20 protein-coding genes, 2 tRNA genes and 1 pseudogene are annotated in these 25,741 nt (G+C 70.6%); 20 read left to right on the forward strand and 3 right to left on the reverse strand.

The genetic code is table 11. The features are described from left to right. On the forward strand, positions 1 to 489 hold the full coding sequence (locus ACZ4V6_RS01955) for an HD domain-containing protein (RefSeq protein ID WP_467822219.1): 489 nt from the start codon (positions 1 to 3) through the stop codon (positions 487 to 489). A gap of 12 nt (positions 490 to 501) precedes the next feature. Here the strand turns inward: ACZ4V6_RS01955 and ACZ4V6_RS01960 are convergent, their stop codons facing one another. After that, on the reverse strand, positions 502 to 1,692 hold the full coding sequence (locus ACZ4V6_RS01960; protein ID WP_467821809.1) for an acyltransferase family protein: 1,191 nt from the start codon (positions 1,690 to 1,692) through the stop codon (positions 502 to 504). A 636-nt stretch (positions 1,693 to 2,328) separates the two neighbouring features. On the opposite strand from ACZ4V6_RS01960, the gene ACZ4V6_RS01965 reads away from it, so the two are divergent. Continuing rightward, on the forward strand, positions 2,329 to 2,523 hold the full coding sequence (locus tag ACZ4V6_RS01965; protein ID WP_123999966.1) for a hypothetical protein: 195 nt from the start codon (positions 2,329 to 2,331) through the stop codon (positions 2,521 to 2,523). 86 nt (positions 2,524 to 2,609) lie between these two features. Here the strand turns inward: ACZ4V6_RS01965 and ACZ4V6_RS01970 are convergent. After that, a tRNA-Gly gene (locus tag ACZ4V6_RS01970) sits at positions 2,610 to 2,680 on the reverse strand. A gap of 188 nt (positions 2,681 to 2,868) precedes the next feature. Between ACZ4V6_RS01970 and ACZ4V6_RS01975 the strand changes: the two genes are divergently transcribed. The 5 genes from ACZ4V6_RS01975 to clpX all read left to right on the forward strand — a co-directional run bounded on the left by ACZ4V6_RS01975 (position 2,869) and on the right by clpX (position 7,755). Then, positions 2,869 to 2,945 (forward strand) — tRNA-Pro (locus ACZ4V6_RS01975). Between the two features lie 224 nt (positions 2,946 to 3,169). Next, positions 3,170 to 4,564, forward strand: a complete 1,395-nt coding sequence (gene tig / locus ACZ4V6_RS01980) for a trigger factor (protein WP_467821810.1) — start codon at positions 3,170 to 3,172, stop codon at positions 4,562 to 4,564. A 376-nt stretch (positions 4,565 to 4,940) separates the two neighbouring features. After that, positions 4,941 to 5,546, forward strand: coding sequence for an ATP-dependent Clp protease proteolytic subunit (locus ACZ4V6_RS01985; RefSeq protein WP_029393242.1), 606 nt, complete (start codon positions 4,941 to 4,943; stop codon positions 5,544 to 5,546). 50 nt (positions 5,547 to 5,596) lie between these two features. Beyond that, positions 5,597 to 6,277 (forward strand): ATP-dependent Clp protease proteolytic subunit, encoded by a 681-nt coding sequence (locus ACZ4V6_RS01990; RefSeq protein ID WP_064727874.1) that lies wholly within the window; start codon positions 5,597 to 5,599, stop codon positions 6,275 to 6,277. Between the two features lie 191 nt (positions 6,278 to 6,468). After that, complete coding sequence (gene clpX / locus ACZ4V6_RS01995) at positions 6,469 to 7,755, forward strand: ATP-dependent Clp protease ATP-binding subunit ClpX (protein WP_467821811.1); 1,287 nt, start codon at positions 6,469 to 6,471, stop codon at positions 7,753 to 7,755. A gap of 84 nt (positions 7,756 to 7,839) precedes the next feature. Here the strand turns inward: clpX and ACZ4V6_RS02000 are convergent, their stop codons facing one another. Continuing rightward, positions 7,840 to 8,820 (reverse strand): hypothetical protein, encoded by a 981-nt coding sequence (locus tag ACZ4V6_RS02000; protein ID WP_467821812.1) that lies wholly within the window; start codon positions 8,818 to 8,820, stop codon positions 7,840 to 7,842. Positions 8,821 to 8,957: 137 nt separating this feature from the next. Here ACZ4V6_RS02000 and ACZ4V6_RS02005 point away from each other — a divergent pair, with 137 nt between their 5' ends. The 13 genes and pseudogenes from ACZ4V6_RS02005 to ACZ4V6_RS02065 all read left to right on the forward strand — a co-directional run. Next, a complete protein-coding gene (locus ACZ4V6_RS02005) occupies positions 8,958 to 11,582 on the forward strand; it encodes a valine--tRNA ligase (RefSeq protein ID WP_467821813.1) in 2,625 nt (874 codons plus the stop codon). 268 nt (positions 11,583 to 11,850) lie between these two features. Next, positions 11,851 to 13,365, forward strand: a complete 1,515-nt coding sequence (gene folC, locus ACZ4V6_RS02010; protein ID WP_467821814.1) for a bifunctional tetrahydrofolate synthase/dihydrofolate synthase — start codon at positions 11,851 to 11,853, stop codon at positions 13,363 to 13,365. A gap of 6 nt (positions 13,366 to 13,371) precedes the next feature. Further along, positions 13,372 to 13,728 carry a DUF4233 domain-containing protein gene (locus tag ACZ4V6_RS02015; protein ID WP_467821815.1) on the forward strand — a complete coding sequence of 119 codons (357 nt, stop codon included), beginning with the start codon at positions 13,372 to 13,374 and terminating at the stop codon, positions 13,726 to 13,728. 76 nt (positions 13,729 to 13,804) lie between these two features. Further along, positions 13,805 to 14,218: a nucleoside-diphosphate kinase gene (ndk, locus tag ACZ4V6_RS02020; RefSeq protein WP_467821816.1), complete on the forward strand. Its 414-nt coding sequence runs from the start codon at positions 13,805 to 13,807 to the stop codon at positions 14,216 to 14,218. A 317-nt stretch (positions 14,219 to 14,535) separates the two neighbouring features. Continuing rightward, on the forward strand, positions 14,536 to 15,555 hold the full coding sequence (locus ACZ4V6_RS02025) for a rod shape-determining protein (protein ID WP_028422119.1): 1,020 nt from the start codon (positions 14,536 to 14,538) through the stop codon (positions 15,553 to 15,555). Between the two features lie 199 nt (positions 15,556 to 15,754). After that, complete coding sequence (mreC, locus tag ACZ4V6_RS02030) at positions 15,755 to 16,717, forward strand: rod shape-determining protein MreC (protein ID WP_467821817.1); 963 nt, start codon at positions 15,755 to 15,757, stop codon at positions 16,715 to 16,717. A 13-nt stretch (positions 16,718 to 16,730) separates the two neighbouring features. Beyond that, a complete protein-coding gene (gene mreD, locus ACZ4V6_RS02035; protein WP_467821818.1) occupies positions 16,731 to 17,402 on the forward strand; it encodes a rod shape-determining protein MreD in 672 nt (223 codons plus the stop codon). 105 nt (positions 17,403 to 17,507) lie between these two features. Beyond that, entirely contained in the window at positions 17,508 to 19,763 is a 2,256-nt protein-coding gene (gene mrdA, locus ACZ4V6_RS02040; RefSeq protein WP_467821819.1) for a penicillin-binding protein 2, read from the forward strand. Continuing rightward, positions 19,760 to 20,959, forward strand: coding sequence for a rod shape-determining protein RodA (gene rodA / locus ACZ4V6_RS02045; RefSeq protein ID WP_467821820.1), 1,200 nt, complete (start codon positions 19,760 to 19,762; stop codon positions 20,957 to 20,959). The genes mrdA and rodA overlap by 4 nt, the downstream gene beginning before the upstream one ends. An 86-nt stretch (positions 20,960 to 21,045) precedes the next feature. Next, positions 21,046 to 22,989: a TIGR03960 family B12-binding radical SAM protein gene (locus ACZ4V6_RS02050; RefSeq protein ID WP_467821821.1), complete on the forward strand. Its 1,944-nt coding sequence runs from the start codon at positions 21,046 to 21,048 to the stop codon at positions 22,987 to 22,989. A gap of 55 nt (positions 22,990 to 23,044) precedes the next feature. Continuing rightward, positions 23,045 to 24,103 (forward strand): hypothetical protein, encoded by a 1,059-nt coding sequence (locus ACZ4V6_RS02055; protein ID WP_467821822.1) that lies wholly within the window; start codon positions 23,045 to 23,047, stop codon positions 24,101 to 24,103. Between the two features lie 48 nt (positions 24,104 to 24,151). Further along, positions 24,152 to 24,931: a TIGR03936 family radical SAM-associated protein gene (locus ACZ4V6_RS02060; RefSeq protein WP_467821823.1), complete on the forward strand. Its 780-nt coding sequence runs from the start codon at positions 24,152 to 24,154 to the stop codon at positions 24,929 to 24,931. A gap of 264 nt (positions 24,932 to 25,195) precedes the next feature. Continuing rightward, positions 25,196 to 25,741: pseudogene (locus ACZ4V6_RS02065) on the forward strand (Rne/Rng family ribonuclease); the annotation flags it as partial.

Here is a 25,741-nt window from a genome sequence, read left to right on the forward strand (position 1 = left end):
CTGGACCCCGTGCCCCCCGCCCAGCCACCCGCCCCCGGGCCCGCCGAGCCGCTCTCCCCGGCCGACGTCGAGGCCACCGCCCGCGCCGCCCACGCCGGACAGACCGACAAGGCCGGACGGCCGTACGCCGAACACCTGCTGGCCGTCGCCGAGGGCGTCCGGCGGTGCGGCGGGGACGAGGAGCAGATCGCCGCGGCCTGGCTGCACGACGCGGTCGAGGACGGCGCGCTGCCGGAGCGGTGGCTGCGCGAGGCCGCGCTGAGCCCCCGCACCAAGGACATCGTGCTCGCCCTCACCAAGCGCGCGGGGGAGCCGCCCGAGGCGTACGCCGCGCGCATCCTCGCCACGCCCGGCGCGCTGCTGGTCAAGGAGGCGGACCTGGCCCACAACGCGGACCCGGCGCGGCTGGCGGTCCTGGACGGCGCGACCCGCGCCCGCCTGACCGAGAAGTACGCGCGGATGCGCGCGCTCCTCGGCCTGGGCGGCTGAGGGGGGAACGGGTCAGGCCGGGACCCTCGGACGCGACCGCTGTGCCTCGGAGGCCTCCCGCGCCCCGGGGTCCCGGGTCTTCCCGTCCGCGTCCTGCCGGAAGGCCCACGCCATCCGGGGCTCCACCACGCACCGCAGCACGCGCCGGACGGGCTCGGTGCACAGTGCGGTGATGACGGCGGCGGCGACGAGGGCCAGTCCGAGGGCGCCGAGCGGCGTGTGCAGGAACCCGTGGTCGAACCAGCCCTCGTAGGAACCCTCCTTCACCAGGAAGGCGTGCAGCAGGTAGCCGTAGACCGTGCCCGCGCCGAGCGCCGTGAACCACATGCGCCGGCCCGGGACCCAGGCGAAGAAGCAGGCCGTGAGGATCAGGGAGCAGCCGAAGAGCGCGAGCGTCATCACGGGCCCGGACCACCAGGGCGCGCCCATGCCCTGGGCGGAGACGTTGTGGTGGAGCCAGCCCAGTTCCATGCGGGGCGCCGACCACCAGGCGACCAGGGTCGCGACGGCGGCCACCGGCACCGACAGGATGCGCACCGAGCGGCGCCGCACCCACCGGAAGTGCTCGGGCTCGAGCAGCAGCCCCAGCACGAAGCACGGCAGGAACTGCAGCACCCGCTGCATGTCGAGGTCGGTGCCGATCTGCGGCGAGACCGAGGCCAGGGCGGCGAGGACCAGGGCGAGCGACAGCGGGTGACGGACCGTCTTCCACAGCGGGGTGGTCAGCCGCCACACGAACAGCGCGCACAGGAACCACAGATGGTAGGTGGGGTCCAGCAGGCTGATCGGGTTCTCGGGGTCGTCGCCGCTGTAGCGCTGGTGCAGCGCGTACGCGGTCTCGAAGACGAGGTACGGGACGACGACACCGGTGATCAGCCGCCCGACGCGCTTGGGGCTTAGGTCGAAACCGCGCGAGAAGTAGCCGGAGATGATGATGAACGCCGGCATGTGGAACGTGTACACGACCCGGTAGGCCGTCTCCACGGCCCGGTCGCCGTCGAGGACCTGGCCCCAGGCGTGGCCCACGCCGACGAGCACGATCGCCAGGTACTTGGCGTTGTCGAAGAAGGCGTCCCGCCGCTCCGACCGGCCGCCGTCCCCGTCCCGCGGCGCGGGACCGGGTTCCGGCGCTCTCGGCTCGGGCGACTTCACCGGGGGGAGCGGTGTCCCGCTGGGGCCGTTCGGTCGCAACGAGTTCGTCATGGACCCTCCCACCGCGGAGCCGGCGAGCAGGTCAGGGAACTCGCTGCGCTGTCGGAGGATGCGGCAGCGTAGAACATTGGAGGCACCCTAACGTCGCCCGCGCTATTCCGTAAAACAATCGGCGCCACCTCGACGGCATTTGCGCATCGCCTCCGAGTACCCGGAATTCGGCGGAAGTCGACGGCGATCGAGGAGTGATCGCCGTCACATTCGCGGGGCGCGGAGTGCGCTTGGCGCGAGGGGAACATGCCCTGGTCGTCACGGTTCTTCACGGCTCACCGCTCCATGGTGCCGGGGAGCCGTCGCGGGGAATGCCTCGCCGTTCGTGACGGTGATGGGGTCTGCCGGCCCGTCCGCTGCGGCGGCCCTCGACATTCGAAATGCCCGCGAACGTCGCGTGCGGACGGGGAAACGAACCGATTGAATTGCGCTTTCGTGTGGCTCGTCGAATTCCTGTGCGGAAACTGTGGACGGTCCGCGCGGCGCGGGTCCGGGGCCCCGCGCCGCGCGGATTCTGCAGACGATGTGTCACCCGCCGCATGACGGGGCCCGGTTGGTGGCACGATGGTTCTGGCGGGGTGCGCGAGGTCGCGTCCCCGGGCCGGGAGAGCGGACCGACCGAGGGTGTGATCAGTTGTGGCCATTTCACTGTCAGTGGTGCTGCTGTTGGCGATCATCCTGGTGGTGCTGCTGCGAGGGGGCTCCATCAAGGCGGGCCCGGCGATCGTCGCGGTCCTCTTCGGCTTCTTCCTGGCCTCGACCGGCATGGCCGACGACATCCAGCGGTTCCTGAACTCGATAGCGGAGACGATCAACTCCATCCAGTTCTAGGCCACACCCCGGCGCACCCGGCGCGTCCCGGCGCACAAAGGCCTCCGGCCCGGTCCCCTCGGGGGACCGGGCCGGAGGCCTCTCGGAGCGGGCGACGGGAATCGAACCCGCGTAGCCAGTTTGGAAGACTGGGGCTCTACCATTGAGCTACGCCCGCACGGTGCGCACCGCAGGTCGGCGACCGCGGCGCTGCAGGCATCGTAGCGGGTCGTCCCCCCTCCCCGCACACCCCTTCCCGTCCGCGCCGGGTCTTCGCGCCGGCGCGGAGGTCGCACGGGAGGAGGGCGCGGGAAAACACAGCGGTCCCGGGTGCCCCGGGGCATGTACCCTACGTGTCGCACCAGACGGGGTGTGGCGCAGCTTGGTAGCGCGTCCGCTTTGGGAGCGGAAGGCCGTGGGTTCAAATCCCGCCACCCCGACCACCCATCGGCCGGTCGTCCGCGATCATCGGAGGGCCGTCGGCGGATCACCCGCGGATCACCGGCGGTGATCGGGAGTGATCGCCTTTGGGCCGTGTAGTCGCTGCCGTTACTATGCAAGCTGCACGCCCGTGTGTCTCAGAGTCTGCAGTCTCCGGGCGGCGAAATCCGCCGGACGCCCCTCGCTCCGGCAGAACCGAAGAAGTCAGCCACAAGGAGACCGAACCGTGAAGAGCGCCGTGGAGACCCTGAACCCGACCCGGGTTCGGCTCACTGTCGAGGTGCCCTTCGAGGAGCTCAAGGACAGCCTCGACGCGGCGTACAAGAAGATCAACCAGCAGGTCACGGTGAAGGGCTTCCGCAAGGGCAAGATCCCGGCCCGGGTCATCGACCAGCGGTTCGGCCGCGGTGCGGTCCTGGAGGAGGCGGTCAACGACGCGCTTCCGAAGTTCTACACCGACGCGGTCAACGAGGCCGAGCTGAACCCGCTCGGCCAGCCCGAGGTCGACATCACCGAGCTGAAGGACGGCGAGACGCTGAACTTCACCGCCGAGGTCGACGTCCGCCCGACCGTCGAGATCCCGGACTACTCCGGCATCGAGGTCGAGGTCGACGCCGTCGAGGTCACCGACGAGGACGTGGAGAAGTCGGTCGAGCAGCTGCGCGAGCGCTTCGCCTCCACCTCCCCGGTCGAGCGCGCCGCCGAGGACGGCGACGTGGTCACCATCGACCTGGAGGCCAAGGTCGACGGCGAGGTCCTCGAGGACGGCATCGCGAACGGCGTCTCGTACACCATCGGCTCCGGTGAGCTGCTGGACGGCATCGACGACGCCGTGAAGGGCCTGGAGGCCGGGGCTGAGGCCACCTTCACCTCCGAGCTCAAGGGCGGCTCGGCGGCCGGCAAGGAGGCCGAGGTCACCGTCAAGGTCACCCAGGTCGCCAAGCGCGAGCTGCCCGAGCTGGACGACGACTTCGCGCAGCTCGCGTCGGAGTTCGACACGCTGGACGAGCTCAAGGCCGACAGCCGCAAGCGCCTGGCGAACATGAAGCAGTACGACCAGGCCACCCAGGCCCAGGAGCGCGTGCTGGACAAGCTGCTCGAGCTGGTCGAGGTCCCGGTCCCCGAGAAGCTCCTCGAGGACGAGATCAACACCCGCAAGCACAACCTCGAGCACCACCAGCTCGGCCAGATGGGCCTCACCCTCGACAAGTACCTGGAGATCCAGGGCAAGACCGCCGAGGAGTTCGACACCGAGACCCGCGAGGCGGCGGTCAAGGGCATCAAGACCCAGTTCGTCCTCGACGAGCTGGTCAAGCAGGAGAAGCTCAACGTCAGCCAGGAGGAGCTCACCGAGCACCTCATGCGGCGCGCGGCCTCCTCCGGCATGTCCCCCGACCAGTTCGCCCAGGCCGTCGTCGAGCAGGGCCAGGTCCCGCTCCTCGTCGGCGAGGTCGCCCGCGGCAAGGCCCTGGCCGCCGTGGTCGAGAAGGCCACGGTCAAGGACACCAACGGCGAGATCGTCGACCTGGACGACGAGGAGGAGGAGACGGAGGCCGCCGAGGCCGCCGCCGAGTCCACCGAGCCGGGCGACGACAAGGCCGACGAGAAGACCGAGGGCTGAGCAGCCCACGGCACCTGTACGCCGTAACGACGGGCCCCGAGACGCGTGTGCTTCTCGGGGCCCGTCGCGGTTGTCCCCCAGGGGCGCGGGGCCTTACCCGGTGCACGGCCCCGTCGCGCGGGCGGGACCGGCCACGGACGGCCCGCACCCGGCGGCGGGCGCCCGGCGCGACGGCGAGGGCGCCGTCCCCGAGTCCCGCGGAGCGCTACGCCCCCGGCGAACACCCGCAGAACCGGGATGGCGCCGCAGGCCCCCCGCGTTAGGGTCCATGAATACGAGGGCAGGGGAGTCTCCGAATCGGCTTCCAGCCCCGCAGGGAAACGTGAGACGGCCCGGCGCCGTCGTAAGACGAGCAGGTGGATACGTGACGAATCTGATGCCCTCAGCCGCCGGCGAGCCCTCCATCGGTGGTGGCCTCGGCGACCAGGTCTACAACCGACTGCTCGGCGAGCGGATCATCTTCCTCGGCCAGCCCGTGGACGACGACATCGCCAACAAGATCACCGCACAGCTGCTGCTCCTTGCCTCCGACCCGGACAAGGACATCTTCCTGTACATCAACAGCCCCGGCGGTTCGATCACGGCCGGCATGGCGATCTACGACACCATGCAGTACATCAAGAACGACGTGGTGACGATCGCCATGGGCCTCGCGGCCTCGATGGGACAGTTCCTGCTCAGCGCGGGCACCCCCGGCAAGCGCTTCGCCCTGCCGAACGCCGAGATCCTGATCCACCAGCCCTCCGCAGGCCTCGCCGGCTCGGCCTCGGACATCAAGATCCACGCCGAGCGGCTGCTGCACACCAAGAAGCGCATGGCCGAGCTCACGGCCCAGCACACCGGCCAGACGGTCGAGCAGATCACCCGTGACTCGGACCGCGACCGCTGGTTCGACGCCTTCGAGGCCAAGGAGTACGGCCTCATCGACGACGTCATCGCGACGGCCGCCGGCATGCCGGGCGGCGGCGGCACGGGCGCCTGAGCCTCGTCCCGCCCCGAGCCGACCGCCCCAGCCTCTTCCCAGGAGACACTGTGAACGACTTCCCCGGCAGCGGCCTGTACGACCGCACGCGCGCCGAGTACACCGGCCCGTCCGCCGAGTCCCGCTACGTCATCCCGCGCTTCGTCGAGCGCACCTCGCAGGGCGTGCGCGAGTACGACCCGTACGCGAAGCTCTTCGAGGAGCGCGTGATCTTCCTCGGTGTGCAGATCGACGACGCCTCCGCCAACGACGTCATGGCCCAGCTGCTGTGCCTGGAGTCGATGGACCCGGACCGCGACATCTCGGTCTACATCAACAGCCCCGGCGGCTCCTTCACGGCGCTCACCGCGATCTACGACACGATGCAGTACGTGAAGCCGGACATCCAGACGGTCTGCATGGGCCAGGCGGCCTCCGCCGCGGCCGTCCTGCTGGCCGCCGGCACGCCGGGCAAGCGCATGGCCCTGCCCAACGCCCGCGTCCTGATCCACCAGCCGTACAGCGAGACGGGCCGCGGCCAGGTCTCCGACCTGGAGATCGCCGCCAACGAGATCCTGCGGATGCGCTCGCAGCTGGAGGAGATGCTGGCCAAGCACTCCACCACGCCGGTCGAGAAGATCCGCGAGGACATCGAGCGCGACAAGATCCTCACGGCCGAGGACGCGCTGAGCTACGGCCTGATCGACCAGATCATCACCACCCGGAAGATGGACAACTCCTCCCTGCGCTAGGCGGGAGGCTGTAACGTCTGCCGCCCCTTGGCACGGTTTGGTGCGGTTCACGTCAAAGCGAACCGTGCCAAGGGGGGCCCGGACGAGGGGCCCGGCAAGGTACCGTCGGACATAAGGCAGCACCAGGAGTCACCCGGTCGTCGACGTCACGTCGACGCCCGGGGGCCTCCCAGGCGAAGGGGAAGCACACCGTGGCACGCATCGGTGACGGCGGCGATCTGCTCAAGTGCTCGTTCTGCGGCAAGAGCCAGAAGCAGGTCAAGAAGCTCATCGCAGGGCCCGGTGTGTACATCTGCGACGAGTGCATCGATCTCTGCAACGAGATCATCGAGGAAGAGCTCGCCGAGACCAGCGAGGTGCGCTGGGAGGAGCTCCCCAAGCCCCGCGAGATCTACGAGTTCCTCGAGAGCTACGTGGTGGGCCAGGAGGCGGCCAAGAAGGCCCTCTCCGTCGCGGTGTACAACCACTACAAGCGCGTCCAGGCCGGCGAGAACGGCGGCGCCCAGGGCCGTGAGGACGCCATCGAGCTGGCGAAGTCCAACATCCTCCTGCTGGGGCCCACGGGCTCCGGCAAGACCCTGCTCGCCCAGACCCTCGCCCGCATGCTGAACGTCCCGTTCGCGATCGCCGACGCCACGGCGCTCACCGAGGCGGGGTACGTCGGCGAGGACGTCGAGAACATCCTGCTGAAGCTGATCCAGGCCGCCGACTACGACGTCAAGAAGGCCGAGACCGGGATCATCTACATCGACGAGATCGACAAGGTCGCGCGGAAGAGCGAGAACCCGTCGATCACGCGCGACGTGAGCGGCGAGGGCGTCCAGCAGGCCCTGCTCAAGATCCTGGAAGGCACCACGGCCTCGGTCCCGCCCCAGGGCGGCCGCAAGCACCCGCACCAGGAGTTCATCCAGATCGACACGACGAACGTGCTGTTCATCGTGGGCGGCGCCTTCGCGGGCCTGGAGAAGATCATCGAGGGCCGGGCCGGCGCCAAGGGCATCGGCTTCGGCGCGACGATCCGCTCCAAGCGAGAGATCGAGTCCAAGGACCAGTTCGAGCAGGTCATGCCGGAGGACCTGGTGAAGTTCGGGATGATCCCCGAGTTCATCGGCCGCCTCCCGGTCATCACCTCCGTCCACAACCTCGACCGCGAGGCCCTGCTCCAGATCCTGATCGAGCCGCGCAACGCGCTGGTGAAGCAGTACCAGCGCCTGTTCGAACTCGACGGCGTGGAGCTGGACTTCGAGCGCGAGGCGCTGGAGGCCATCGCCGACCAGGCCATCCTCCGCCAGACCGGCGCGCGCGGCCTGCGCGCCATCATGGAGGAGGTCCTCCAAGGCGTGATGTACGAGGTGCCGTCCCGCAAGGACGTGGCCCGCGTCGTCATCACGGCCGACGTGGTCCTCTCCAACGTCAACCCGACGCTGATCCCCCGCGATTCGCGGGGCCGCGGCCCGGGCGAGGCGAAGACGGCGTAGCCGTCGCCTCACACGTACGGAGTACGCATGAGGAAGGGGCCCGGTCACTCGACCGGGCCCCTTCCGTGCGGTGCGGTGCGTGCGTCAGGCCTTGACGCGGACTTCCTTGCGGAACTTGGCGGTGAGCTCGGCGGCCTTGTTCAGGTCGGCGGGCTTGCCGGCCATGGCGTCGGCCACTTCCATGTTGATGATGACGCCCAGGGTGCTGTGGTCACCCCAGATGCACACCGGCACGCTCATCTCCGACGGTCCGGCGGCCGCGTCGCCCGACGAGGCCTCGTCGTTCTTCATCTTGATTTCCTGGCACTTCAGGACGGCGCCGTCCAGGTCGGCCGGCTTGAAGGCCTTGGGGGTGCCGACGGCCTCGCCCGAGGCCTCCTTGTCCTCCGCGGCCTGCTTCTTCATCTCCGAGAACATGCCGTCGACGACCTTCTCCGGGTCCTCGATCTCGCCGTAGACGCCCATGAACTGGACCATCTTCATGGCGAGCGGGTTGTTCTCGTCCCCGCCCTGGTAGGCCGCGCTGACGTCCTTGGGGTTCTTGACGCCGTGCTTCTCGGCGTCCTTGATGTCGTTCTCGTCGAAGCCGCCGCTGTCCTCGGCGTCGGTCTTCTTGTACTCGCCGAGCACCGTCGCCGGAGTCGCCAGCTTGTGGGGGCCGTCGTCGGGGATGTCGCTCGCGCTGCCGCCGCTGCTGCCGCCGAGCACGAAGTACGCGCCCACGCCGATCGCCGCCACGACCGCGACCGCGCCGATGATCAGGCCCGTCTTCTTCTTGCCGCCGGCCGGTGCCGGGGGCTGGGGCATGCCGTAGGGCTGCTGGCCGTAGGGGGCCTGCGGCGGGACGCCGCCCTGCGCGGGCTGCTGCGGGTAGCCGTAGCCCTGCTGCGGAGCCTGCGGCTGCTGGGGGTAGCCGTAACCGGGCTGCGCGGGAGGCGTCTGCTGGGGGTAGCCGTAGCCGGGCTGGGGGGCCTGCGGCTGCTGCTGGCCGTACGGCCCCGGCTGGCCGTACGGTCCGGGCTGCTGGGGCTGCCCGCCGTACGGGCCCGGCTGGTTCTGACTCATTCCTGGGGTCCCCTCCAGATGTTTACGTGGTGCTGACATCCTGACGCAGACATGGCGTGCGCAGGTCACCGGGGGGTCGCACCGTTACAAAGGAAAGGCGTTTCGGGACACGGCCGTGACGCCCTTAAACTAAGCGCGTGACCGAGAACGCTCAGCAGCAGCCACCAGCGCCCGACACCGAACTGCCGACCACGTACGCGCCGGCCGATGTAGAGGGGCCGCTGTACGAGCGCTGGGTGGAGCGGGGTTACTTCGAGGCGGACGCCGAGAGCGACAAGCCGCCGTACACCGTCGTCATCCCGCCGCCGAACGTCACGGGCAGCCTGCACCTCGGGCACGCCTTCGAGCACACGCTCATCGACGCCCTGACCCGCCGCAAGCGCATGCAGGGCCACGAGACGCTGTGGCAGCCCGGCATGGACCACGCCGGCATCGCCACCCAGAACGTCGTCGAGCGGGAGCTCGCCAAGGAGGGCAAGTCCCGCCACGACCTCGGCCGCGAGGCCTTCGTCGAGCGCGTCTGGAAGTGGAAGGGCGAGTCCGGCGGGCAGATCTCCGGCCAGATGCGCCGCCTCGGCGACGGCGTCGCCTGGTCGCGCGAGCGCTTCACCATGGACGAGGGCCTGTCCAAGGCCGTCCAGACCATCTTCAAGCGGCTCTACGACGACGAGCTGATCTACCGCGCCGAGCGCATCATCAACTGGTGCCCGCGCTGTCTGACCGCGATCTCCGACATCGAGGTCAACTACCAGGACGACGACGGCGAGCTCGTCTCCATGCAGTACGGCGAGGGGGACGACACCATCGTCGTCGCCACGACCCGCGCGGAGACGATGCTCGGCGACACGGCCGTCGCGGTCCACCCCGAGGACGAGCGCTACAAGCACCTCGTCGGCAAGCTCGTCAAGCTGCCGCTGACCGACCGCTCCATCCCGGTCGTCGCGGACGAGCACGTCGACCCCGAGTTCGGCACCGGCGCCGTCAAGGTGACCCCGGCCCACGACCCGAACGACTTCGAGATCGGCCAGCGCCACGACCTGCCGTCCATCGCCGTGATGGACGAGCACGCCGTCATCACCGTCCACGGCCCCTTCCAGGGTCTGGACCGGCTCGAGGCCCGCTCCGCCATCGTCGCCGCGCTGCGCGCCGAGGGCCGGATCGTCGCCGAGAAGCGCCCCTACGTCCACTCGGTCGGCCACTGCTCGCGGTGCAGCACCACCATCGAGCCGCGGCTGTCCATGCAGTGGTGGGTCAAGGTCGGCCCGCTCGCCAAGGCCGCCGGTGACGCGGTCCGCGAAGGCAAGGTCAAGATCCATCCGCAGGAGATGGAGAAGCGCTACTTCGACTGGGTCGACAACCTCCACGACTGGTGCATCTCGCGGCAGTTGTGGTGGGGTCACCGGATCCCCGTCTGGTACGGGCCGAACGGCGAGATCGTCTGCGTCGGCCCCGACGACGAGGCCCCCACGGGCGAGGGCTGGCACCAGGACACCGACGTCCTCGACACCTGGTTCTCCTCCGGCCTGTGGCCCTTCTCCACGCTGGGCTGGCCCGAACGGACCGAGTCGCTCGCGAAGTTCTACCCGAACTCCGTCCTGGTCACCGGCTACGACATCCTTTTCTTCTGGGTCGCCCGGATGATGATGTTCGGCCTCTACGCGATGGACGGCACCCCGCCGTTCCACACCATCGCCCTGCACGGCATGGTCCGCGACCAGTTCGGCAAGAAGATGTCGAAGTCCTTCGGCAACGCGGTCAACCCGCTGGACTGGATGGACAAGTACGGCTCCGACGCCCTTCGGTTCACCCTCGCCCGCGGTGCCAACCCGGGCGTGGACGTCCCGATCGGCGAGGACTGGGTCCAGGGCTCGCGGAACTTCGCCAACAAGCTCTGGAACGCGACGCGCTTCGCGCTGATGAACGGCGCGACGGTGGACGGCCCGCTGCCGGAGCCGTCGGCGATGTCCGCCACCGACCGGTGGATCCTGTCGCGGCTGAACTCGGTCGTCGCCGAGGTGGACGCGTACTACGACGACTTCCAGTTCGCCAAGCTGTCGGACGCGCTGTTCCACTTCGCCTGGGACGAGGTCTTCGACTGGTACGTCGAGCTGTCCAAGACCACCTTCCAGGCGGGCGGCGAGGCGGCCGAGGTCTCCAAGCGGGTCCTCGGCGAGGTCCTGGACGTCACCCTCAGGCTGCTGCACCCGGTCGTCCCGTTCGTCACCGAGACGCTGTGGACCACCCTGACCGGCGGCGAGTCCGTCGTCATCGCCGACTGGCCGGCCGACAGCGGTTTCCGGGACGCGGACGCCGAGCGGGAGATCGGGACGGTCCGGTCCGTCATCACCGAGGTGCGGCGCTTCCGGGCCGACCAGGGCCTGCAGCCCGGGCAGCGGGTCCCGGCCCGGCTGACGGTGGACGGCACGGCGCTCGCGCCGCACGAGGCGGCCATCCGGCAGCTCCTGCGGCTCCAGCCGGAGGGCGAGTCCTTCACGGCGACGGCGACGCTGCCGGTGGCGGGGGCGGAGGTCGCCCTCGACCTCTCCGGTGTGATCGACTTCGCGGCCGAGCGCAAGCGGCTGGCCAAGGACCTCGCCGCGGCCGAGAAGGAGAAAGCGCAGGCCGAGGGCAAGCTCGGCAACGAGGCGTTCCTCGCCAAGGCGCCGGACCACGTCGTGGACAAGATCCGGGGGCGGCTGGCGAAGGCGGACGAGGACATCGCGCGGATCGCTGCGCAGCTGGAGCGGTTGCCGCAGGCGTAGCCGCCGCTACGTCCCTGTAGGCCCCCGGTGCCGTGTTGGCGCCGGGGGCCTACGGCTGCCGGGGGTGGGCGCGGCGGCAACCCGGCGCTGCCGGGGTGCCGCCGCGCCCACCCGTGCCGCCCCAGCGGCACGACTGCCCGCAGCTGCGTGTGCCGGGCGGCTGTGTGTCCCCGGGGCGCGGGGAACTGCGCGAGCGGCCACGACGGACCCGCACGTGCCGCACGACCTCAGCCGCCCCACCGTCGGAGACCTCCGTAGACTGGTGCCCGTGAGCGACATCCCCGGCGAGAACGACCAGCCCGACCCCCTCGACTCCTTCGACGAGATCATCGACGCGGAGACCACCCGCGACCCCGACCTCGCCGTCATCGAGGCAGGCAGCCGCACCTTGCGCACCCAGGGAGGTCCCCCGCAGGCGGACGTTCCCGGGCGGCCCGAGGATCCCGAGGTGGACGCGGCGCTGCGCGGTGTCGAGGCGGAACTCGCGACCCGCTGGGGCGAGACCAAGCTGGAGCCGTCCGTCGCCCGGATCGCCGCGCTGATGGACGTGCTGGGGGAGCCGCAGCGCTCGTACCCGTCCATCCACATCACCGGCACCAACGGCAAGACCTCCACCGCCCGCATGATCGAGGCCCTGCTCGGCGCCTTCGAGCTGCGCACCGGCCGGTACACCTCGCCGCACGTGCAGTCGATCACCGAGCGGATCAGCCTGGACGGGGCGCCGATCTCCGCCGAGCGGTTCATCGAGACGTACGAGGACGTCAAGCCGTACGTCGAGATGGTGGACGCGCAGCAGGAGTACCGGCTGTCCTTCTTCGAGGTGCTGACCGGCATGGCGTACGCCGCCTTCGCCGACGCGCCCGTGGACGTGGCCGTCGTCGAGGTCGGGATGGGCGGCTCCTGGGACGCCACCAACGTCATCGACGGGGACGTCGCCGTGGTCACCCCCATCGACCTGGACCACACCGACCGGCTGGGCGGGACGCTCGGCGAGATCGCGACCGAGAAGGCCGGCATCGTCAAGCGGGACGCCACCGTGGTCCTGGCCCAGCAGCCGGTGGACGCGGCGCAGGTGCTGCTGAAGAAGGCCGTGGACGTGAACGCCACGGTGGCGCGCGAGGGGCTGGAGTTCGGGGTCGTGGCCCGGGAGGTCGCCGTCGGCGGGCAGCTGATGACCCTGCGCGGGCTCGGCGGTGAGTACACCGACGTCTACCTGCCGCTCCACGGCGCCCACCAGGCGCACAACGCGGCGGTCGCGCTGGCCGCCGTCGAGGCGTTCTTCGGCGTCGGCGCGCAGCGTCCCGAGCCGCTGGACGTCGACACCGTGCGCAAGGCCTTCGCCGCCGTCACCTCACCGGGGCGCATGGAGGTCGTGCGGCGCTCGCCCACCGTGGTGCTGGACGCCGCGCACAATCCGGCGGGCGCCCGGGTCACCGCGGAGGCGGTCGGGGAGGCCTTCCAGTTCAGCCGGCTCATCGGCGTGGTCGGCGCCAGCGGCGACAAGAACGTGCGGGGACTGCTGGAGGCGTTCGAGCCGGTCTTCGCCGAGGTCGTCGTCACCCAGAACTCCAGCCACCGCGCGATGGACGCCGACGAGCTGGCCGCGATCGCCGTCGAGGTGTTCGGCGAGGACCGCGTCCAGGTCGAGCCGCGGCTGCCCGACGCCCTGGAGGCCGCGATCACGCTGGCCGAGGAGGAGGGCGAGTTCGCGGGCGGCGGCGTGCTCGTCACAGGTTCCGTCATCACCGTAGGCGAGGCCCGGCTGCTGCTGGGGAAGGGCTGAGAAACCGTGCGTACGCTCTGTGCTTCGACCCTGATCGGCGAGTTCTTCCTGATCGGCTTCGCCGGACTGGTCGCCATGAAGGACCCCGACCTGTCCATGGGCACCGTGTGGACGGTCAGCGGTGTCGCGATGTTCCTGTGCCTGGTCCTGTGCGGCCTGGTGACCCGGCCGGGCGGTGTCGTCTTCGGCTGGGCGCTGCAGATCGCGCTGATCGCCTCCGGTTTCGCCGTGCCGACGATGTTCTTCATGGGCGCGGTCTTCGCGGCCCTGTGGTGGGCGTCGGTGCACTACGGGCGGAAGGTCGACGAGGCGAAGGCGAGGTTCGCGGCCCAGACCGACGCCTCGGCACCTGACGCTGCGTGACGGCCGCCGCGACACGCCCGGTAACCTCAGTCATCACCTCGTACAACCGCACACCCGTACATCCCTAGGAGCCCTCGTGAGCCAGCGCACCCTCGTCCTCCTCAAGCCCGACGCCGTCCGTCGTGGCCTGACCGGCGAGATCATCAGCCGCATCGAACGCAAGGCCGGCTGGCAGATCACCGCGCTGGAGCTGCGCACCCTGGACACCGAGACGCTGGAGCAGCACTACGGCGAGCACAAGGGCAAGCCCTTCTACGAGCCGCTGGTCGCGTTCATGTCCTCCGGTCCGGTCGTGGCCCTGGTCGTCGAGGGCGAGCGGGTCGTCGAGGGCGTGCGCGCCCTGGCCGGCCCGACCGACCCGATCGCCGCGGCCCCCGGTTCCATCCGCGGGGACTACGGCGTGATCGTCCGGGAGAACCTGATCCACGCCTCCGACTCCGAGGAGTCGGCCGAGCGCGAGCTGAAGATCTTCTTCCCGGGCCGGTTCTGAGGCCTCTCCGGCACTCCCCGGACTTCTTTTTTCTGACAGCACGTCAGCCGAACGGCCGCGGGCCGGCCGGGGCGGTCGCGTAGAAGCGACCGCCCTGTGGCATATGCGCGCCTGTTCGGGGGAACGGATGCCACCGTTGGACCGTCTCCACAAGCGAGGCGATGCGCCATCTGCTGACAATGGCGAAGACCCTCGCGCAGTGTTCGCGAAAGCGCGTCTACGATGGAAGCCTCCACGCGTCACTGCACCCACCTCGCCGACCTGAAAAGCCCTCAAAGGCTTCCGGGAAGGCCAGTCGAATCCTGATGGGGAACTCAATGTCGTTCATCGGCCGTGACATGGCTGTCGACCTCGGGACCGCCAACACGCTGGTGTACGTCAGGGGTCGCGGGATCGTACTCAACGAGCCGTCCGTCGTCGCGATCAACACCAACACCGGTGGCATCCTCGCGGTCGGCGCCGAAGCGAAGAAGATGATCGGGCGCACGCCCGGCAACATCGTTGCCGTGCGTCCGCTGAAGGACGGCGTGATCGCCGACTTCGAGATCACCGAGCGGATGCTCCGCTACTTCATCCTGAAGATCCACAAGCGGCGGTATCTGGCTCGTCCGCGGGTCGTCGTCTGTGTGCCCTCGGGCATCACCGGCGTCGAGCGCCGTGCCGTCATCGAGGCGTCGTCCCAGGCCGGTGCCCGCCAGGTGCACATCATCGAGGAGCCCATGGCCGCGGCCATCGGTTCCGGCCTGCCGGTCCACGAGGCCACGGGCAACATGGTGGTCGACATCGGCGGCGGCACCACGGAGGTCGCGGTCATCTCGCTCGGCGGCATCGTGACCGCCCAGTCCATCCGCGTCGCGGGTGACGAGCTGGACAACGCGATCATCCAGCACGTCAAGAAGGAGTACAGCCTCCTGCTGGGCGAGCGCACGGCCGAACAGATCAAGATCACGATCGGATCGGCGTACGACCTCGACACCGACGAGCACACCGAAATCCGCGGCCGGGACCTCGTGTCCGGACTGCCCAAGACCGTCGTCATCTCGGCCGCCGAAGTGCGCAAGGCGATCGAGGAGCCCGTCAACGCGATCGTCGACGCCGTCAAGACGACCCTCGACAAGTGTCCGCCGGAGCTGTCCGGCGACATCATGGACCGGGGCATCGTGCTGACCGGCGGCGGCGCGCTGCTGCGCGGCCTCGACGAGCGGCTGCGCCGGGAGACCGGCATGCCGATCCACATCGCCGAGGACCCGCTGGACAGCGTGGCGCTCGGCTCCGGAAAGTGCGTCGAGGAGTTCGAGGCGCTCCAGCAGGTGCTGGACGCCCAGCCGCGCAGATGACGTGACACTCCGGTTCCGCCGTACGAGACGATCTCCTCTCGTGCGGCGGATCGTTGATATAGAGACATGAGACAGAGGGACATGAGACGCCCGCGGTACCCGCACCGGACGGGAGGGGCGTCCGCCGTGAATCCCCCCGAATTCCTGAACATCGCCACGTAATTCCCGAATTCCGACGAGGAAGGCACGGCCGCCGCACGTGAGGGACACGAAAGAGAGCCGGCTGCTCCTGGTGCTGCTGATCGCCGTCGCGTTCGCGCTGATCACGGTGGACATCCGCGGCGGGGAGGACTCACCGGTCGACGGTGCCCGGCAGGCCGCGGCCACGGTCTTCGGTCCGATCGAGAACGGGGTGTCGTCCGCGGTCGACCCGGTCGGCAACGCGGTCTCCGCGATCCGCGACTCGGGCGACCGGCACGACCGGCTCGCCGAACTGGAGACGCAGAACGCGGCCCTCAAGGCGAAGCTCGGCAGCGACGAACGCGGCCGCAGCCGCCTCAAGCAGCTCGACAAGATGCTCGGCCTGGCCGGCGCCGGCCAGTACGGCATCAAGGGCGCCCAGGTCATCGCCATAGGAGCGGCCCAGGGCTTCTCCTGGACCATCACCATCGACGCCGGCGCCGACGACGGCATCGAACGGGACATGACCGTCCTCAACAGCGACGGCCTGGTCGGGCGCGTGACCACCGTCGGGCCCCGCACGGCCACCGTGCTGCTCGCCAACGACCCCGACTTCACCGTCGGCACCCGCATGGAGGCCGGTGACGAACTCGGCTTCGCCTCCGGGCAGGGCGACCGCCCGCTGCGCGTCGAACTCCTCAACGGCAAGGCCGACGTCAAGAAGGGCGACCGGCTCGTCACCTTCGGCTCCCAGGCCGACAAGCCCTTCGTGCCCGGCGTCCCGGTCGGCACCGTCACCCGCGTCGATCCCTCCCGCGGCGACCTGACCCGCACCCTCTACGTGACGCCGTTCGCCTCCTTCACCAAGCTCGACATCGTCGGCGTCGTCGTCCAGGCCCCGGCGAAGGATCCGCGCGACACGGTGCTCCCGGACAAGCCGCAGCCGAAACCCACGCCTACCGTGACGGTGACCGTGACCCCGTCCGCCGAGGCGCCCGACGGCCAGGCGCAGTCCGAGCAGTCCGAACAGACCGAGCAGTAGGAGCTTTCGTCCCATGCGCGTCAACCGGATCCTGCTGTCCGTCCCCCTGGTCGTCGTCGCCCTGGTGATCCAGGTCAGCGTCCTCGCCCGTCTCCACCTGCCCGGCGCCGTCCCCGACCTGCTGCTCCTCACCGTCCTCGGCCTGGCCCTGGTCTACGGCCACGTCGGCGGCGCCCTCGTCGGCTTCGGCGCCGGGCTCCTCGCCGACATCGCCCCGCCCGCCGACCACGCCGCCGGCCGCTACGCCCTGGTGCTCTGCGTCATCGGCTACCTCGCCGGCCTCGCCAAGCCGGACAACGGCCGGCTCCGGTCGGCCACCGGCCCGATGGCCGTGGTCGTCGCCGCCGCCGTCGGCACCACCCTGCTCTACGCCGGCGTCGGCGCCCTCGTGGGCGACACCGCCGCCCGCCATGTGGGCCTGCCCGGCCTGCTGTTCACGGCCGCGCTGTACGACCTGCTGCTCGCCCCCTTCGTGGTCCCCGGCATCATGGCGCTCGCCCGCCGCGCCGAGAACGACCCGCTGGCCGAGGCCGGCTCCACCGCCCAGGCCACCGACATCTCCTCCGGCTGGCTCTCCTCGGGCACCGGACTGCGCATCGGGCAGCAGCGCGGCGGACTGCGCGTGAAGGCGGCACGGGCCCGGGTGGCCCGCGCCGGACGCATCAAGGGGGTCAAGCGGCTGTGACGACGCGGCAGCACACCACGGACAGCACGCACTTCGCGAGGGGGAGGCAGTGACCAACTCCCACCCGTCGCCCACCACCACCCTCAACGGAAATGGGCCGCGCCCATGACGAACATTCCGGAGACCGGCCGGAGCACACGCGTCCAGACCCGCCTCGTCGTCATCCAGATCCTCGTCCTGTCCCTCCTCGGCACCCTCGGCGGCCGCCTCTGGTACCTCCAGATCCGCCAGGGCGACGAGTACGCCAAGGAAGCCTCCGGCAACCACGTCCAGCAGGTGGTCCAGCCCGCCACCCGCGGCTCGATCCTGGACGCGCGCGGCGTGGCGCTCGCCGACAACGAGACCCGGCTCGTCGTCTCCGCCTCCCGCACCGAGCTGCTGAAGATGAGGGACGACGGCAAGGCCGTCCTCACCAAGCTCGCCGGCGTCCTGGGCATGCAGCCCCAGGAGGTCATGGACAAGGTCCGGCTGTGCGACGCCAAGACGCCGCAGCCCTGCTGGAACGGCTCGCCCTACCAGCCGATCCCCGTCACCGACGAGGCCACCCCCAAGCAGGCGCTGCAGATCCGCGAGCGCACCGAGGACTTCCCCGGCATCACCGCCGAACCCATGGCGGTGCGCCGCTACGCGGCCCCCGGCAAGTCCAACACCGCCCAGGTCCTCGGGTACCTCTCGCCGGTCACCGACGAGGAGATCCAGAAGGCCCAGGACACCGACTCGCCGTTCCTGCGCTCGGACCAGGTCGGCCGCTCCGGACTGGAGCGCCAGTACGACAAGGCGCTGCGCGGCAAGGCCGGCGTGACCCGTTACGAGGTCGACAACCTCGGCCGCGTCATCGGCGAGGCCGAGTCCGACCCGGGCGTGCCCGGATCCAACCTCGTCACCAGCATCGACTCCCGCGTCCAGCGCGTCGCCGAGTACGAGCTGAACGAGGCCATGAAGGCCGCCCGCAAGGAGATGGACCGCAACACCGGCCGCCTCTACGAGGCCGACGCCGGCGCCGTCGTGGTGATGGAGGCCAAGACCGGCCGCGTCGTCGCCATGGCCTCCAACCCGACGTACGACCCGAACGCCTGGGTCGGCGGCATCTCCGCCAAGGACTACAAGAAGCTCACCGGCAAGGACTCCAACTACCCGCTGTTGAACCGGGCCATCCAGGGGCAGGCCGCCCCCGGCTCGATCTTCAAGGTGGTCTCCTCGGCCGCCGCGGTGGAGGCCGGCTACGACTTCGACGGCAGCTACGCCTGCTCCAGCTCCTACTCCGTGGGGGGCCAGGTCTTCAAGAACTTCGAGTCCGCCGACAACGGTTCGATCAGCATCGGCCGCGCCCTCGAGCTCTCCTGCGACACCGTCTACTACCGGCTCGCGCACGAGCAGTGGAAGAAGGACGGCGGGATGAACCCGAAAAACCCCAAGGACTACTTCTACAAGGCCGCCCACCAGTTCGGCCTCGGCGAGGAGACCGGCATCGACCTGCCGAACGAGGTCTCCGGCCGCGTCCCCGACCGCCAGTGGAAGCAGGACTACTGGAAGGCCAACAAGGACGCCTGGTGCAAGACGGGGAAGAAGGACGGCTCCTACGTCGAGAAGATCGCGTACGAGAACTGCCTCGAGGGCAACAAGATGCGCGCCGGTGACTCCATCAACTACTCCATCGGCCAGGGCGACACCCTCGTCACCCCCATCCAGATGGCCACCATCTACGCGGCCATCTCCAACGGCGGCACCCTGTGGAACCCCACCATCGGCAAGGCGGTCGTCAGCCCCGACGGCAAGCGGGTCGAGGAGATCGCGCCCCGGTCGCACGGCAAGCTGCCGATAAGCAGGACCACGCTGGCCAAGATGGACGACGCCCTCGCCGGCGTCGCCACCCGCGGCACCGCCGCCTGGCGGTTCGGCGGCTGGCCGCAGGACGAGATCCCGATGCACGCCAAGACGGGTACCGCCGAGGTCTACGGCAAGCAGACCACCTCGTGGTTCGCCACGTACACCAAGGACTACGCGATCGTCATGACGATCTCCCAGGGCGGCACCGGCTCCGGCGCCTCGGGCCCCGCCGTCCGCAACATCTACGACGCCCTGTACGGCGTCTCGGACGACGGGGAGATCGACACCAGGAGGGCGCTGCTGCCCCAGCCGGCCAAGGACCTGCCGAAGATCAAGGCGGACGGCACCATCACCTCCCCGAAGGTCTCCAAGGACCCGGTGAAGGACCTCCGGAAAGCCGAGAAGGCCGCTCAGGAGGACGGCGACGCCCCCGCCGGACAGCAGGACCAGGACCAGGACCAGCAGGCGACCGTGAACCCGCCCGATACCGGGAACCGGCAGACCCGCAGGCGGAAGCGGAGGACGCGCTCATGACCGGGGCCAACAGCTTCCAGGTCTCCGGATACGGACCCGAGCGGGCCGGCTGGACCCGCCTGTTCGCCCGCGACTCCCTCGCCCGGCGGCTCGACTGGCCGATACTGCTGGCGGGCCTCGCGCTGTCCCTGCTGGGCTCCCTGCTCGTCTACTCCGCCACCCGCAACCGCACCGAGCTCAACCAGGGCGACCCGTACTACTTCCTGACCCGGCACCTGCTGAACACCGGCATCGGGCTCGCCCTGATGGTCGCCACCATCTGGCTCGGCCACCGCGCCCTGCGCACGGCCGTGCCGCTCCTGTACGGCGCCTCCGTCTTCCTGATCCTGCTGGTGCTCACGCCGCTCGGCTCGACCATCAACGGCGCCCACTCCTGGATCAAGCTCCCCGGCGGCTTCTCCCTCCAGCCCTCCGAGTTCGTGAAGATCACGATCATCCTGGGCATGGCGATGCTGCTGGCGGCCCGGGTGGACGCGGGCGACCGCCCCTACCCCGACCACCGGACCGTGCTCCAGGCCCTCGGCCTGGCCACCGTGCCGATGCTGATCGTGATGCTCATGCCCGACCTCGGCTCGGTCATGGTCATGGTCATCATCGTGCTGGGCGTCCTGCTCGCCTCCGGCGCCTCCAACCGGTGGGTGTTCGGCCTGCTCGGCACGGGGACGATCGGCGCGCTCGCCGTGTGGCAGCTGGGCATCCTGGACGACTACCAGATCGCCCGGTTCGCGGCCTTCGCCAACCCCGAGCTCGACCCCGCCGGCGTCGGCTACAACACCAACCAGGCGCGCATCGCCATCGGCTCGGGCGGCCTCACCGGATCCGGCCTCTTCCACGGCTCCCAGACCACGGGCCGCTTCGTGCCGGAACAGCAGACCGACTTCGTCTTCACCGTCGCCGGCGAGGAACTGGGCTTCCTCGGCGCGGGCCTCATCGTCCTGCTGCTCGGCGTGGTGCTCTGGCGCGCCTGCCGGATCGCCCGGGACACGACCGACCTGTACGGCACGATCGTCGCCGCCGGGATCGTCGCCTGGTTCGCCTTCCAGGCCTTCGAGAACATCGGCATGACCCTGGGCATCATGCCGGTCACCGGTCTGCCCCTGCCCTTCGTCTCGTACGGCGGCTCGTCGATGTTCGCCGTGTGGATAGCGGTCGGGCTCCTCCAGTCGATCACCGTGCAACGGCCCATGTCGGCGTAGGCGGCCGCCGGCCGGCGGTGCGGGGGAACCCGCCGGCCGGGTTACGCTGAATGGTCACCCCTGCCAGCACACGAAGGTTCCGTGAGATGCCTGCCGAAGCCGCCGAGTCTGTGTCGTCTGTGTTTCCGCAGCTCGAAGCTCTGCTCCCGCACGTGCAGAAACCGATCCAGTACGTCGGCGGAGAGCTGAACTCCACGGTCAAGCCCTGGGACAGCTGCGACGTCCGCTGGGCCCTGATGTACCCGGACGCGTACGAGGTCGGCCTGCCCAACCAGGGCGTCATGATCCTCTACGAGGTGCTGAACGAGCAGCAGGGCGTCCTCGCCGAGCGCACCTACAGCGTGTGGCCGGACCTGGAGGCGCTGATGCGGGAGCACGCCGTCCCGCAGTTCACCGTCGACAGCCACCGCCCGGTCAAGGCCTTCGACGTGTTCGGGCTCTCCTTCTCCACCGAGCTCGGCTACACCAACATGCTCGCCGCCCTCGACCTGGCCGGCATCCCGCTGGAGGCCGCGGACCGCGGGATCGACGACCCGATCGTCCTGGCCGGCGGCCACGCCGCGTTCAACCCCGAGCCGATCGCCGACTTCATCGACTGCGCCGTCATCGGCGACGGCGAGCAGGCCGTCCTGGAGATCACCGCGATCGTCCGCGCCTGGAAGGCCGAGGGCCGCCCCGGCGGCCGCGAGGAACTCCTGCTGCGCCTGGCGAAGACCGGCGGGGTGTACGTCCCCGGCTTCTACGACGTCGAGTACCTCCCCGACGGCCGGATCGCCCGCGTCGTGCCGAACCGCTCGGGCGTGCCGTGGCGCGTCTCCAAGCACACGGTGATGGACCTCGACGAGTGGCCCTACCCCAAGCAGCCCCTCGTCCCGCTCGCCGAGACGGTCCACGAGCGCATGTCCGTGGAGATCTTCCGCGGCTGCACCCGCGGCTGCCGCTTCTGCCAGGCCGGCATGATCACCCGCCCGGTGCGCGAACGCTCCATCACCGGCATCGGCGAGATGGTCGAGAAGGGCCTGAAGGCGACCGGCTTCGAGGAGGTCGGCCTGCTGTCGCTGTCGTCCGCGGACCACAGCGAGATCGGCGACATCGCCAAGGGCCTCGCGGACCGGTACGAGGAGGACAAGATCGGCCTGTCCCTCCCCTCCACCCGCGTCGACGCCTTCAACGTCGACCTGGCGAACGAGCTGACCCGCAACGGCCGCCGCTCCGGCCTGACCTTCGCCCCCGAGGGCGGCTCCGAGCGCATGCGCAAGGTCATCAACAAGATGGTCTCGGAGGAGGACCTGATCCGCACCGTCGCCACGGCCTACGGCAACGGCTGGCGCCAGGTGAAGCTGTACTTCATGTGCGGCCTGCCGACCGAGACCGACGACGACGTCCTCCAGATCGCCGACATGGCCACCCGCGTGATCGCCAAGGGCCGCGAGGTCTCCGGCTCCAACGACATCCGCTGCACCGTCTCGATCGGCGGCTTCGTCCCCAAGCCCCACACCCCCTTCCAGTGGGCGCCGCAGCTGTCGGCCGAGGAGACGGACGAGCGCCTGGCCAAGCTGCGCGACAAGATCCGCGGCGACAAGAAGTACGGCCGCTCCATCGGCTTCCGCTACCACGACGGCAAGCCCGGCATCGTCGAGGGCCTGCTCTCGCGCGGTGACCGTCGCGTCGGCGCCGTGATCCGCGCCGTCTACGACGACGGCGGGCGCTTCGACGGCTGGCGCGAGCACTTCTCGTACGACCGCTGGATGAGCTGCGCCGACAAGGCCCTGGAGCCCTTCGGCGTGGACGTCGGCTGGTACACCACGCGCGAGCGCTCCTACGAGGAGGTCCTGCCCTGGGACCACCTGGACTCGGGCCTCGACAAGGACTGGCTCTGGGAGGACTGGCAGGACGCCCTCGACGAGACCGAGGTCGAGGACTGCCGCTGGACCCCGTGCTTCGACTGCGGGGTGTGCCCCGCGATGGACACCGAGATCCAGATCGGCCCGACCGGCAAGAAGCTGCTGCCGCTGACCGTGGTCAAGTGACCGCCGGCCCCGTCCGGGAGGGATCCGGACGGGGCCCGGTGGCGTCCCTGGGGGTATGGATCTCGAGAAGCCGCCCCGCGACGGGGACGAGCGGCGTCCGGCCCGCCGGCCGGACGCCGAAGGGTGTCTCACCGTGGCGATCCGGATCCCGGTGCGGATCGTCGCCCTGGTCCTGGTCGTGCCGGTGCGTCTGGTGTGGGACGCGCTCGTCGTCGGCGGACGCGTCCTGCGGGACACGGCGCTGCGGCCCTTCGGACGGGCGCTGGGACGGCTCGGGCGGGCCCTGTTCGTGTGGCCGGCCGTCGGGTTGTGGAAGTACGTCGTCGTGCCGCTGGCCCGCGGCATCGCCTGGCTCGGCGACGTCCTCCTCGTCGTGCCGGCGGCGTGGCTGTACCGGTGGGTGCTGACGCCGGTCGGGCACGGGTTCCTGTGGTCGGTCAGGGGTGTGGGCGCGGTGCTCGCCGCGGTGGGGCGCGGGCTGTACGCCGCTGGTGCCTGGCTCGGGCGGTATCTCCTCGTCGTGCCGGCGGCGTGGCTGTACACGTGGGTCCTCACTCCCGTCGGCCACGCGATCGCCTGGTGCGGGAGGGGGCTCGCCTGGTGCCTACGCATCGTCGTCACCGGAGTCGGCGCCGCCCTGTACCGGGTCGCCCGGATCCTGCTGGTGCTGCCGGTCCTCGCCCTGTGGCGGTGGGTTCTGGCGCCCGTCGGCAGGGGCCTCGCCGTCGTCGGACGGGAGGTCGGCGCCGCCCTCGGGCACGCCTGGCGGATCGCGGGCCATGTCTCGCTCGCCGTCGGCCGGTTCCTCGGGACCGTCTTCCGCCTGCTCGTCGGGGACCCGGCGCGCTGGGTGTACCGGACCCTCCTGACGCCGGTGGGACACGTCGTGCGGGACGCGGTCCGGCGGCCCGCCGCCGAGGTCTCCCGTGCCGTGGGCCGGGTCGTGCGGCAGGCGCTGGAAGATGTCCGCGGCTCCGTCCGGCGGGCCCGTGCCGACGTGCGGCGGGCCCTGTTCGGGGAGCCGGCGAAGAAGCAGACGGTGGCCCGGCGGGAACCATCCGCGGCGAAGGCACGTACTCTTGGTAGCAGTACGACCGCTCTCACGAAGGACTGAACGACACTGGGCAAGCGACAGCCCGAAGGCCCGCCGCCCGTACCCGCGGTGCAGCGCATCCGACTGCGTTACACCAAGCGCGGCCGCCTCCGGTTCACCAGCCACCGTGACTTCCAGCGCGCCTTCGAGCGTGCGCTGCGCCGCGCCGAGGTGCCCATGGCGTACTCGGCGGGGTTCACCCCGCACCCGAAGGTGTCGTACGCCAATGCCGCACCCACCGGCACGGGCAGCGAGGCGGAGTACCTGGAGATCGCGCTCACCGAGGCGCGCGACCCGGAGCGGCTCAGGCTGCTCCTCGACGAGTCGCTGCCCGCAGGGCTCGACGTCGTCGACGCGGTCGAGGCCCGGACCTCCGGGCTCGCCGACCGGCTGACGGCTTCCGTGTGGGAGCTGCGGCTGGACGGGGTGGAGTCCGCGGACGCCGAGCGCGCCGTGGCGGCCTTCACCTCGGCCGGGGCCGTCGAGGTCCAGCGCCGGACCAAGAACGGCGTCCGCACCTTCGACGCCCGCTCCGCCGTCGTGAGCCTCGAGAACGTGACCACCACCGACGATGCGCCGGCTGATAGGCCGACCGACCGGCCCTGTGCGATACTGCGGCTGGTTGTTCGGCACGTGACGCCTGCCGTACGACCCGACGACGTCCTGTCCGGTCTTCGCGCCGTGGCCGACCTGGCGCCGCCGGTCCCCGCAGCGGTGACCAGGCTGGCGCAGGGGCTGTTCGATGAAGAGACCGGTGCGGTGACCGACCCGCTCGCGCCCGACCGCGAGGCAGCAACGCCCGAGCCGCAACCGGCCGGCGCTGCTACCGCCGCGAAGGCGCCGGCGTAAGGAAGTTCCGCGCAGGGACGAGCGTCGTAGCGCCGCCCTCGAACTCGGGAGCCACCTGGGTCGGGCAGCGCACCGACCACAAGACTTTCGCCAGGCCGTGCACGACAAGGGGTACGGAACCGGCGAGACAAGACACGGAGAGCTCCCGAGCGGCGCCCGCGCCCCGGACGGCGGCGACCGCGCATCGCGCGAGCCGCGGACGTCACCGGCGGTCGACGCCGGGCCAGGCGCGGCGCCCGGGAGCCTGACGGGAGAAACCCCCGCATGCTCGAACCGACCGAATCCGCAGAGTCCGCGACTTCCTCGACGGACTCCGAGTTGAACACCCCCAGCGACACCCTGCCGCCGCGTCGCCGGCGCAGGGCCGCCTCCCGCCCGGCGGGGCCGCCGTCCGGCACCTCGGGCACGCAGGCGGAGACCGTCGCGCCGGCCGAGGCGTCCGCCGCGGCCGAGGAGCCGGAAGAGGCCGCCGCAGAGGCGACCGGAACGGTCGCGGAGCCGGTGTCCGCGGGCCGTCCGCGGCGCCGTGCGGTGCGCCGCGCCTCCGCGCCCGCCGGGTCCCCGGCGTCGGCCGAGACGGCCGAGACCGTCGTCCCCGTGGCGCCCGCCGCCGAGACGCCGACCGAGCCCGAGCCGGCCGCGAGCGGTGAGACCGCCGAGGACGCCGCCCCCCGCCGCACCCGTCGGCGTGCCACGCGCACGGTGACCTCGCCCACCGCCGCCGCGCCCGCGCCGGACACCGAGGCCGCCCCCGAGGCCGCCCCGGCCGCCGCCGCGCCCGTCGAGGAGGCCGCCGAGAGCGCCGAGGAG

Source organism: Streptomyces sp. NPDC029152 (assembly GCF_055564355.1).

Bases quoted from the DNA above. Each gene is read 5' to 3' on its own strand.
- ACZ4V6_RS01960 (WP_467821809.1), bottom strand. From the start codon at position 1,692: ATGACGAACTCGTTGCGACCGAACGGCCCCAGCGGGACACCGCTCCCC.
- ACZ4V6_RS01985 (WP_029393242.1), top strand. From the start codon at position 4,941: ATGCCCTCAGCCGCCGGCGAGCCCTCCATCGGTGGTGGCCTCGGCGAC.
- ACZ4V6_RS02000 (WP_467821812.1), bottom strand. From the start codon at position 8,820: ATGAGTCAGAACCAGCCGGGCCCGTACGGCGGGCAGCCCCAGCAGCCC.
- ACZ4V6_RS02025 (WP_028422119.1), top strand. From the start codon at position 14,536: ATGTCGTTCATCGGCCGTGACATGGCTGTCGACCTCGGGACCGCCAAC.
- mreD (WP_467821818.1), top strand. From the start codon at position 16,731: ATGCGCGTCAACCGGATCCTGCTGTCCGTCCCCCTGGTCGTCGTCGCC.
- mrdA (WP_467821819.1), top strand. From the start codon at position 17,508: ATGACGAACATTCCGGAGACCGGCCGGAGCACACGCGTCCAGACCCGC.
- rodA (WP_467821820.1), top strand. From the start codon at position 19,760: ATGACCGGGGCCAACAGCTTCCAGGTCTCCGGATACGGACCCGAGCGG.
- ACZ4V6_RS02050 (WP_467821821.1), top strand. From the start codon at position 21,046: ATGCCTGCCGAAGCCGCCGAGTCTGTGTCGTCTGTGTTTCCGCAGCTC.
- ACZ4V6_RS02055 (WP_467821822.1), top strand. From the start codon at position 23,045: ATGGATCTCGAGAAGCCGCCCCGCGACGGGGACGAGCGGCGTCCGGCC.